General features: G+C 32.4%; 8 protein-coding genes. 2 read left to right on the top strand and 6 right to left on the bottom strand.

The features are described 5' to 3' along the window. From ACH2BP_RS09745 to ACH2BP_RS09720, 6 genes are all read right to left on the bottom strand, one after another. The coding region (locus ACH2BP_RS09745; RefSeq protein WP_395059378.1) for a response regulator at positions 1-695 on the bottom strand (695 nt) is incomplete at its 3' end. 16 nt (positions 696-711) lie between these two features. After that, positions 712-2,733 (bottom strand): histidine kinase dimerization/phosphoacceptor domain -containing protein, encoded by a 2,022-nt coding sequence (locus ACH2BP_RS09740; RefSeq protein WP_395059376.1) that lies wholly within the window; start codon positions 2,731-2,733, stop codon positions 712-714. A 277-nt stretch (positions 2,734-3,010) separates the two neighbouring features. After that, entirely contained in the window at positions 3,011-4,018 is a 1,008-nt protein-coding gene (locus ACH2BP_RS09735; RefSeq protein WP_395059374.1) for a hypothetical protein, read from the bottom strand. 16 nt (positions 4,019-4,034) lie between these two features. Continuing rightward, the gene (locus tag ACH2BP_RS09730) at positions 4,035-5,567 is read right to left on the bottom strand and encodes a fibronectin type III domain-containing protein (RefSeq protein ID WP_395059372.1); all 1,533 of its coding nucleotides are present in this window, start codon (positions 5,565-5,567) and stop codon (positions 4,035-4,037) included. Positions 5,568-5,569: 2 nt separating this feature from the next. After that, positions 5,570-6,451: a hypothetical protein gene (locus tag ACH2BP_RS09725; RefSeq protein WP_395059370.1), complete on the bottom strand. Its 882-nt coding sequence runs from the start codon at positions 6,449-6,451 to the stop codon at positions 5,570-5,572. A 602-nt stretch (positions 6,452-7,053) separates the two neighbouring features. Then, the gene (locus ACH2BP_RS09720; protein WP_395059368.1) at positions 7,054-8,256 is read right to left on the bottom strand and encodes an aminotransferase class V-fold PLP-dependent enzyme; all 1,203 of its coding nucleotides are present in this window, start codon (positions 8,254-8,256) and stop codon (positions 7,054-7,056) included. A 386-nt stretch (positions 8,257-8,642) separates the two neighbouring features. Between ACH2BP_RS09720 and ACH2BP_RS09715 the strand changes: the two genes are divergently transcribed. Further along, on the top strand, positions 8,643-9,101 hold the full coding sequence (locus ACH2BP_RS09715; RefSeq protein WP_395059366.1) for an Lrp/AsnC family transcriptional regulator: 459 nt from the start codon (positions 8,643-8,645) through the stop codon (positions 9,099-9,101). Positions 9,102-9,189: 88 nt separating this feature from the next. After that, positions 9,190-10,564, top strand: a 1,375-nt coding sequence (gene lpdA / locus ACH2BP_RS09710; RefSeq protein ID WP_395059364.1) for a dihydrolipoyl dehydrogenase, incomplete at its 3' end; no start/stop codon positions are given.

Below are 10,564 nucleotides of genomic sequence, written 5' to 3'. Positions count from 1 at the left end.
ATTTTTTTAAACAAATGATAAAAATTACTATGACTATCAAAACCAAGTTCATAAGCAATTTCGTTTATAGGAATTACAGTATCTGATAACAGCACTTTCGATTTTTCGATTTTTCTTTTAATCACATATTGATAAGGCGTTACCCCTAAATATTTAAAAAAAAGTCTCGTGAAATGGTCTTTTTTCCAAGATGTTAAAAGAGAAAGTTCCTCTATATCTAGCTTTTTTTCTATGTTGGTATTTATATAATTTACAATCTCTTTTACTTTATACGGTATTGGGTCTTTTTCGTTATTTTCAGTGCGATTGGCATCGATTTTTTTGTGCGAATAGTTATTTAAAACTATCGAAACCGTAGTTACTAAATCTTCGTCTTTAAATGGTTTTACAATATAACCCTGCGGTCTGGTCATATTTACTTTATCTAAAGTGCTTTTGTCAGAATAGGACGTGAGATAAATATAAGGAATGGTGTCTTTTTTTAGTAAATAGCTACCTAATTCAGTTCCTTCTTTGTTTTTATTCAAATTAATATCAATAAGCACCAAGTCTGGAGGCGTTGCTTCGATATGTTGTATAGCATCTTCGACCGATGAAATGTCGATAGCTACTTCGTAATTTTCTTTTTCTAAAACTCTTTTTATATGCAAAGCAATGACTAACTCGTCTTCGACTACTGTTATTTTTGTTCTCATATTTGTAATTTATATTTTATAGCGTTGCGTTTTGAAATTGTATCGTATAACTTGTTCCAACCGTATTGTCTATTTGTAAAACACCTTTTATTTGTGAAACTAGCAATCGAACTAGTTCTAGCCCTAAGCCATCTTGCTTTTTTTGATTGTTGTTAAACCCAATACCGTCATCAGAAACAGAAAGTGTAAATTCTCCTTGATGCTCTGTAAGAGTAATTGCAATTTTTCCATTGGGTCTGTTTTCAAAAGCGTGCTTATAGGCATTGTTGACCAGTTCATTGACTATTAAACCAATAGGAATAGCGGTTTGAATATCTAAAAAAGTTGCGCCTACCGTGGTTTGCAATTCAATTTCTTTGGCGCTATGTTGCGAACCAATAATAGATTGTGTTAAGTTGCTTAAATAGTCTTTAAAACACACCTTGTCTAAGGTTTCATTTTGGTATAAATTTTCGTGTATTAATGCCATCGATGTAATACGAGCTTCACTCACGTTGATAAACGCATCGATTGATAATTGTTTGGCATCTAGCGATTGTATTTTAAGTAAACTAATCACCAACTGCATATTGTTCTTAACCCGATGGTGTATTTCTTTGAGTAGCGTTTCTTTTTCTGCTAATGATTTTTGAGTAAGTTGCTTTTCGTTTTCAATGATAAAGTTCTTTTTCTTGATAATTTTGTTGTTGCGAAAATAAAAAAAAGCGGATAAAAGCGATATAATTAAGGCAATAGAAAGATATACTACATTTTCTTTTTGGTTCTTGTTTTCTATAGTTTTTTTAAGTTGTGCTAGTTCTAGGTTTTTTATTTTGTTGTTTTTGTCGGTAAGGTCAAAATCTATTTGTAGTTCGTTTATTTTATTTTTATTTATTTTTAAATTTTCTTCGTCTTTTATATCCGCTTGTTTTATGTAATAATGTAGAGCCGTTTTATAATTTCCTAAAGCATCTTCTATTTTGTATTTTGTGGTATATATATTTAATTTTAATTCGTAGTAATCATCTGGATTTAATAAATCAATGGCTTTATTAATGTATTGTTGGGCTTCTTTTTTCCTGTTAGTCTCCAGATAAATATTGCTTGCGAGGACAAATACTTTTACTTTTAGGTCTTTTTTAAGTTTTGGAACGATTAAAAATTTATTTAATTGGAGTAGTGCTAGATCGTATTTTTTTAAATAATAATAACATTTAGTTAAAAATAAACGATTATAAATATGTGTGGTTTCATCGGTTGTTTGTTTAAAAAACTGTTCATTTTTTAAACAAATGGGTAATGCTTCCAGATATTTTTTTTCTATGATTAAAATATCAACTTTTTGTACCAATAATCTATGTTTTCTTAGTGGTGAATCCGATATTCTAATTGCTAAATTCATATACCATCCTGCTAGTTTATAGTTTCCTAAACTAGAATAAATATGAGAAGTATTTTGGTAAATGGATATTTTTTTGTTGGTATCGGTTTCGAGTGCAATTGCTTTTTTAGCATAAATTAATGCTTCTTTGTACAAGCTCTTAGCACTGTATAATCTGCTTAATTGATGATAAAAAAGTGGAAAATTTTTATCGTTTTTTCTTTCAATCGCTAATTTTAAATTGACATAAAGCAAGGAATTAGCTTCCTTATACGCTTCGTTCATTATTAGATAATCGGCTAAATTGCAACAGGAAGGAAAGTAATTGTCCCAATCCTTAATTTTATAAAATATATCCTTGGCTTTTCTTGCATTACTAATGGCTTTTTCAGTTTCATTATTAAAAAAAGTTATTTTAGATAAATTATAATAATACAAACCAATTCCTTTTTGGTATTTTAGTTTTTGGGATAACGTTGCTAATTTGTCATTATAAAAACCCACTTTTTTTAGATCATACAATTTGTATTCCTCACAAATGGTATGATATATACATGCTTTTAGTGTATCCTCTTTCTGTTTGCTAAGTGCCACAAGCAAACTGTCTATTTTGTTTTTGTCTTGGCAAAAAACAAAACTGTGACTTAGTAATAGAGCAAATAGTAAAAAATACTTCAAGACTTATTTTTTTGGTTTAAACGATTTGGTTATGGTTCAAGTGATTCTTAGTTTTAAATTTTTCTGATAAATGTTATTTCATTTTTGTAATATTTTTTTCACTCGTACATTTAAAATTGAATTATAAACTAAAATAAGCCATTTTTACAGACCATAGCATTAGTTTTTTGTTTTTAACTATTGTTTATCCTGGCAATTGGATAGAAAAATAACTAACAAAAAACCACTCCGTAAACAAGGGAGTGGTTGACTAATCAAAAAAACTATTTAAAAAAAATTATTTTTTAAGCAACATGGCTTTTATTTGCGCCATATCGCTTTTTAGGTTATTAATTTCTTTTTCTTGTGCAATTGCATGAAGTGTCATTTCTTCAATGGTTTGCTCTAAAGCTACGTTCATTTCTATCATGGTGTAACCATTTGTTTCATAATGTTTAGCCGATTTAAAAGCTGGTAAGTGCTTGTTGGCTTTTATGTACGCTTCTGTATCAGACAATGACATTAATTTATAGTCTTTCTCAAAAACATAATCTGCAGCAACTGCTGTAACCACGGCATAGTCAGTTGCATTTATTTTACCGTTTACATGTAATTTTGCAGTTGGGTTAATTGTACCTATACCGACGTTGCCAGTGACTACATTTGCAAACATTGTTGTACCAGCCATATTTCCATTAGAATCACTTTTGCCAATATAAAAATAATCGTCGGTCAATATCTGTAAATTGCCGTTATCTTTTATTTTACTATAATTATTTCCCCATGAAATTCCAGTACCATTATTAGTTTGAAGAATATTACCGTTTATATATGCATTCCCATTTACATCTAATTTTTGTGTTGGCGCTGAAGTACCTATACCAACGTTGCCAATATTAGTAATATTACCATTACAAATAATATTACCACCTGCAACTATATTACTTGCCGAAGTAATATTACCACTTGCACCTATAGTACCTCCCGCACTAATATAACCATCAGCCATTATACCACCAGTACTAGTAAAAGTAATAACTTCAGTACCGATATTGTTAAAATCTGTCGCAAATGTAGACAGATAACTTAAAGCAAATCTGTTACCATAATTGGTTAAGGTAAAAGAAGTAGCACCTGTCTGGGCTCTAAAATGACCGTAATGGTTTGTTCTATCCGAATTTGCGATCCACATATCGGCACCATTTCCGGCTGAATTTCCAAAAGTATACGTTTGTGCATGAACGCTTGTGTAGGATGATAGTAAAATTAAAGCTACTACAAGCATATTTTTTTTTATATTTTTCATATTTTTAAATTTTAAATTATTGTTTTATAAATTGTTTTACAATGCGCTTGTCGTTTACTTGTACTTGTAGCAAGTAACTGCCTGTGCTTAGGTTGGCTACGTTTATGGTGCCGTTGGTAACTTTGCCTTTGCTTACTTCTTGCCCTACTTTGTTGTATATGGCATAGGGCGTGTTGTTGTCTATAGCGGTAATGTTCATATAGTCGCCAGAGACTGGGTTGGGGTAAATGATCAGGTTTGTAGGATCTGGTGTTGTTAGGGTATTTTCTACTACTATTTTTTCTGTTTTTGCAACAGGGTTTGCGGATCTAGCAGTTGTTGCAGCCGGAGCTGTAATGTTTATGGTAAAGTCTTCAATTTCCCCCAGAGCGGTAAAATTAGGGTCGTTTGTAGCAGAATCTAATAGATTACATACGGCAGTCACATTTACATAAGTACTACCATTTGGGTATCTTTGGTAAATAATTCGCATTCTTACAGTACCAACATCAGCATTAGCAGGTACGTTAATACCATTAGACACAAATGTTACAGGAACACCAAAAGTTACACTTGAGCCTCCAGATCCTTTATAAGTTAATCCTCCCATTGTGACTAGTTCAGTAGGTTCAAAAACACCGTCATTATCAAAATCTATAAAGGCTGCTACGTTTGCATCATTAGCTCCATTTACAACTGCTCGTACTTTAAGTACATTGTTTGTGCTTCCTGCTTGTAATGCAGGAGCAGCAACACTTGTTGTAAAATTGTTGTACGTTTTTGTAGTGGGTATACCTCTTGTCAAACTTGGATAACTTAACGTATTTGTACTTCCATTTGTAATTTGTACTTGTTGTATGTAAGCCTGAGATGTGTAACAATCTGCTTGAAAAGTTGGAGGTGCGCAATAATTTAAGGTTGTTACTGTATTTGGGGTTTGAGTTACTGATATATCACCATATTTATTCATTGCTGCAACTGTAACACTATATGTACTTACTGGATTTAAGCCAGTAACTACGCATGGTGATGCACTAGAAAATCCAACTGGAATGCCGTTTGCAAAAACAAAATAACCAACAATGTCACTAGATGTACTTGCAAGCCAAGCTTGTGTAAATCCTTGAGAGGTTACAGAGGTACTACTTATTCCATATATGGCAGGAGGATTAACAGTTTGATTGGCTGGATAAAAAATGTGAGTGCTTTGTGCGCTTTCTTCTGTACCGCTAGTAGCAGTTATATACAACTCATAATCCATCGGCATAGGCATTTGCGCATCTGTTAAAGTATATGTTCTTGTGGTTGACGCTATACTTTGATTTACTTTAGTGTATGCAACATCAGCCTGCCTCTTTAAGTAAATGGTGTAGTACGTAACTGCTCCTCCTGTGGTGGGAGCACTCCAAGTAAAAGTGGTCGAATTCCAGTAATTTCCTGAAGCAGCAACTCGAAAAAGTGTTGGTGCTCCAGGAGCTAGTACAGTATTTGCTTTTGCATCATCTTTGTTTTTTGCTGTCGCAAAAAAAGTGATGAATAGGGTGAGTAGTATTAAGATTATTTTTTTCATGGTTATAATTCATTTGGCATAGAGCTATTGTTTCTGTTTTCAAAAAGATATTTAAGTAAATCTACAGTTTCAGTAACAGTTATTCCATTCATACAGCCTGCAAATACTGAAGTACAAATAAATCCACCATTATTAAATGTTACGTAGTAAGCTTCACTAATTCTTTTCAACTCTGCACCAATACAAACTACTACTTGAGCGCCAAATGTTATTTTTTCGGCAACATTCCCACCAAGTAAGGTTGTTCCTGTCGGCGGGCTTATATAAGGATTTGTCATAATAGTTGTTGCACAACCAATTGCAACCCACGTGCTGTAAGCGCCAAAAGAAATAGCAACTGATCCGAAACAATTAGCTAGTGTCAAAAAACACGGATACCATTTATTATCGCTTATTTTTAGATTAGATATTTTTTTTTTAAAAGTGTTATTTAATGTTGCTAGTTTAAATATTTCTTGAATTTGAGATTCATCTAATTTTTTAATTAAAGGATTGCTTTCAGATAATTGATTAAAAAGATTGAAAACTATATCATTTACCTTTTTAAATTCGTTGAAATCTTTATAACCTAGCTTGTGAGTTAATTTATTGAGCTCAATTTCATTATTTGAAGTAGAAAGATCTTGCATTTGTTCAAGACCCATTAATCTATCTTGTTTTTCTAAAGAAGACAGGCTAGAGATATGTTTTAAATTAATAATAAATGTTGTTGCTATATATTGAGCAAAAATTTTATCATTAGCTAAATTATTGACTAAAATTTCTTTTTCTTCCGCAGAAATTAACCGAAAGGGCAATCTATTTGCATACGCTTGCGCGCTAGGATATAATGCTCCAAGTAGCAGTAATACTGTTAGGAACATTCTTTTTATTTTATTTTTCATATTGTAATAATTAAATTATTATTCATTTTTTGTACTCGGGTGGTTAGTGTTGGCACGGTTGTGCTGTTCACTTGCTGGTTCTTGGGGATTTTTTGTGGTTTTGTCATGGTATTTTGGTTTTATTGTTACTATTACTGTAAAAGTACACACCTAAAAAAATACGCACTTGCTTAAAAACGACCTAAATTCCTGTAAAACGACTTTTTGTTTAAAAAAATGTTAAATTTTTTGCCACAGATTAAAAAGATTAAAGGGATTTTGTTTTTGGGTTAAAAAACTTTGCTGGTGGGTGTAGATTTTTAAGTTTAAAACATATTTATTTTTACTATTATATCGGCTCAGCTTTTACACGGTGATTGGGCTGGTTAGTGGTATAGTGATTACCCATTGCTTGCATAGCACAACAAGTTCATTTATAGCTCGGTTATCATTTTTGAAACCAGAACTATAACTATTTTAAAACGACATGTTGGGAAGCCAGCTAACCCATTTATCTATATTGCTATGGGATGATTTAATAATTGGGATTTGGTAGAAAAACACTAAAAAAAAATCCGCTTAAGATTACTCTCAAGCGGATTATAAAATTTATAGAATTTTTACTATAAAATCTCTAATTCTTTCATACAAGCATGCATCATTTCATAAGTACGATTTATATCGTTATCTAACCCAATAGAAAAACGAATCAAACCATCTGTTAAGCCCATTTCTGCTTGCTCTTCTAACGGAATTTCAGACGAGGTTGATGTTCCTGGTGCAGAAAACAACGTTTTATAAAAACCCAAACTTACTGCCAGATAACCTAGATTTCTTTCTTGCATGAGTTCCATCAGTTCGTTTGCTTTGTCCAAGCTTCCAACATCGATAGTCATCATACCACCAAAACCATATTCGTGGTTAATCATACCTGAATAAATCTCGTGACTCGGGTGTGATTTCAAACCTGGATAAACCGTTTTTATTCCGTTTTCTTCAAATTTTTGTGACAAAAACATCGCATTATGACTGTGTTGCTTCATTCTGATATGCAAAGTTCTGAGGTTTTTCATTACACTTGCACTTCGCAAACTATCCATCGTTGGTCCCAAAAGCATACTAGCACCTGAGTTTACATTTTTTAAATCATTAATAAAAGCTTGCGAAGCACAAACCACGCCACCTACAGTATCGCTACTTCCATTTATGTATTTAGTTAACGAATGAATCACAATATCTGCACCTAATTTTGCTGGTGAAACCGACAATAGCGAAAAAGTATTATCAACCACTAATTTCAAATCGTGTTTAATGGCAATTTTTGCCAAACCAGCAATATCAGCCACTTCCAACAAAGGATTACTTACCGTTTCACAATACAAAACTTTAGTATTTGGCGTAATGGCTGCTTCTACAACATCCAATTTAGTAATATCTACAAATGTTGTTTTGATACCAAATCTAGGCGCTAGATTTTTCAAAAAAGCGTACGTTCCTCCATAAATTGTTCTGCTCGAAACAATATGATCACCGTTTCCACACAATTGTAATAATGTTGGAGTAATTGCTCCCATTCCAGAAGCTGCAACATTTGCCGTTTCCGTTCCCTCCATGGCAGCAAGTGCTTTGTCTAAATACAAATTACTTGGCGAAGAATGACGAGAATAGAGGTAACAACCTTCGGCATTGCCTTCAAAAGTGTCAAACATGGTTTTTGCCGACAAAAAGGTATAGGTAGAACTGTCTGAAATAGAAGGATTTACACCTCCAAATTCGCCAAAATATTGCAAATCTTGAATTTTGTCTGCGGGATTGAAGTTTTTCATATGTAAATAATATTTGTTTTTTATCGGAATATGGTATGTTTATGAGAAACATTCATTTATGTTCGTGATTTAGGTTTCATAAATATTTCATACTTTTATTTTCTTTAGAAGCTATTCCTACACCAGAGACTGAAAGTGCGAACTGGCGAAGCAATTCATTACAATCTTTTTTTTCGAAAAAATCTCAAAAAAAAGGATTTCCACTGCTATCGGGAAAAGGCTAGGACATTCTGTTATCAACTAATAATCATTAAAAAAACAAAATATTAGATTTAATCACAATGCAAATGAAATAAATTAGAAAATAAAACTATAATTTAATACATTTGAAATTATTTAAACATTAAAAATGATTTAAAATTGTCATTTTTAGAAAATTTAAAATCATGAATTTAGACGAAATCGACAAAAGCTTATTAAAATTATTACAAACTGATAGTAAGAAAACTACAAAAGAACTTTCATCAAAATTAAATCTTTCTGTTACAGCAGTTTACGAACGTATAAAAAAACTGGAACGAGAAGGTATTATCGAAAAACATGTTGTTTTATTAAACAGAAAAAAGATTGAAAAAGGATTTGTCGTTTTCTGTCATATCAAACTAATTCAACATACAAAAGAATTTCTAACAAAATTTGAAAGTCAAGTCATTAAGCTTAACGAAGTATTAGAATGTCATCACGTGAGTGGCGATTACGATTATATTCTGAAAATTGTACTCAAAGACATGGAAGAATATCGTGAATTTCTAGTAGAAAAACTGACAACATTAGAACATATAGGTAGCACACACAGCACCTTTATGATTTCTGAGGTAAAAAACACAACGGTTATAGAAATTTAATTTTTTTGAAAAATTGGTAATGATTTTTGCCTTTATGATTGCAATTAAATTCGTAATTTTGCATTATTAAAAAAAAAAAACACTAACTATGAGTTCATTTGACGTAGTCATTATAGGTTCAGGTCCAGGCGGATATGTATCAGCAATTCGTTGCGCACAATTAGGTTTCAAAACTGCTATTATAGAAAAATATTCGACTCTTGGCGGAACCTGTCTTAATGTAGGTTGTATTCCATCAAAAGCATTATTGGCATCATCTCATCATTACGAAGAATTACAACATTTTGCAGACCACGGAATTGAAGTTTCTGGAGAAGTAAAAGTAAATCTTGAAAAAATGATTGCACGCAAACAAGCTGTTGTGGATCAAACTTCTGGTGGTGTAAAATTTTTAATGGACAAAAACAAAGTGACCGTTTTCGAAGGATTAGGTTCTTTTGAAGATGCAACTCATGTAAAAGTTACAAAAGCAGACAGAACTTCGGAAGTTCTTGAAGCTAAAAATATCATTATAGCAACAGGTTCTAAACCATCATCTTTACCTTTTATAAAATTAGATAAAGAAAGAATCATCACATCGACCGAAGCATTAAAATTACCAGAAGTTCCTAAACATTTAGTAATTATTGGTGGTGGCGTTATTGGTATTGAGCTTGGGCAAGTATATTTAAGATTAGGAGCACAAGTTTCGGTAGTAGAATATATGGACAGAATTATTCCAGGAATGGATGCTTCTTTGTCTAAAGAATTGACAAAAGTGTTAAAAAAACAAGGAATGAAATTCTATGTTTCACACAAAGTAAAATCAGTAGAAAGAAATGGCGATGCTGTAACAGTTCAAGCTGAAAATACTAAAGGAGAAACTATTACTTTAGAAGGTGATTATTCACTAGTTTCAGTTGGTCGTCGTCCTTATACTGATGGTCTTTCAGCAGATAAAGCTGGTGTAAAAATTACTGACAGAGGAATGGTAGAAGTAAACGATCATTTGCAAACTTCAGTTTCAAATATTTATGCCATTGGTGATGTAGTTCGAGGTGCCATGTTAGCTCATAAAGCAGAAGAAGAAGGAGTTATGGTTGCCGAAATTTTGGCAGGTCAAAAACCACATATCGATTATAATTTGATTCCTGGAGTTGTTTATACTTGGCCAGAAGTTGCTGAAGTTGGAAAAACTGAAGAACAACTGAAAGCAGATGGTATAGAATACAAAGCAGGAAGTTTCCCATTCAAGGCATTAGGAAGAGCAAGAGCTGGAGGTGATACCGATGGATTTGTAAAAATTCTAGCTGATGCTAAAACTGATGAAGTCCTTGGTGTACACATGATTGGTGCTCGTTGTGCCGATTTAATTGCAGAAGCAGTTACCGCAATGGAATTTAGAGCATCTGCCGAAGATATTTCAAGAATGAGTCACGCACATCCAACATTTGCAGAAGCTATAAAAGAAGCAGCATTAGCCG

The sequence above is a fragment of the Flavobacterium sp. genome (assembly GCF_043756175.1).
Classification (GTDB): Bacteria; Bacteroidota; Bacteroidia; order Flavobacteriales; family Flavobacteriaceae; genus Flavobacterium.
This window is presented reverse-complemented; position numbering and strand designations above follow the sequence as displayed.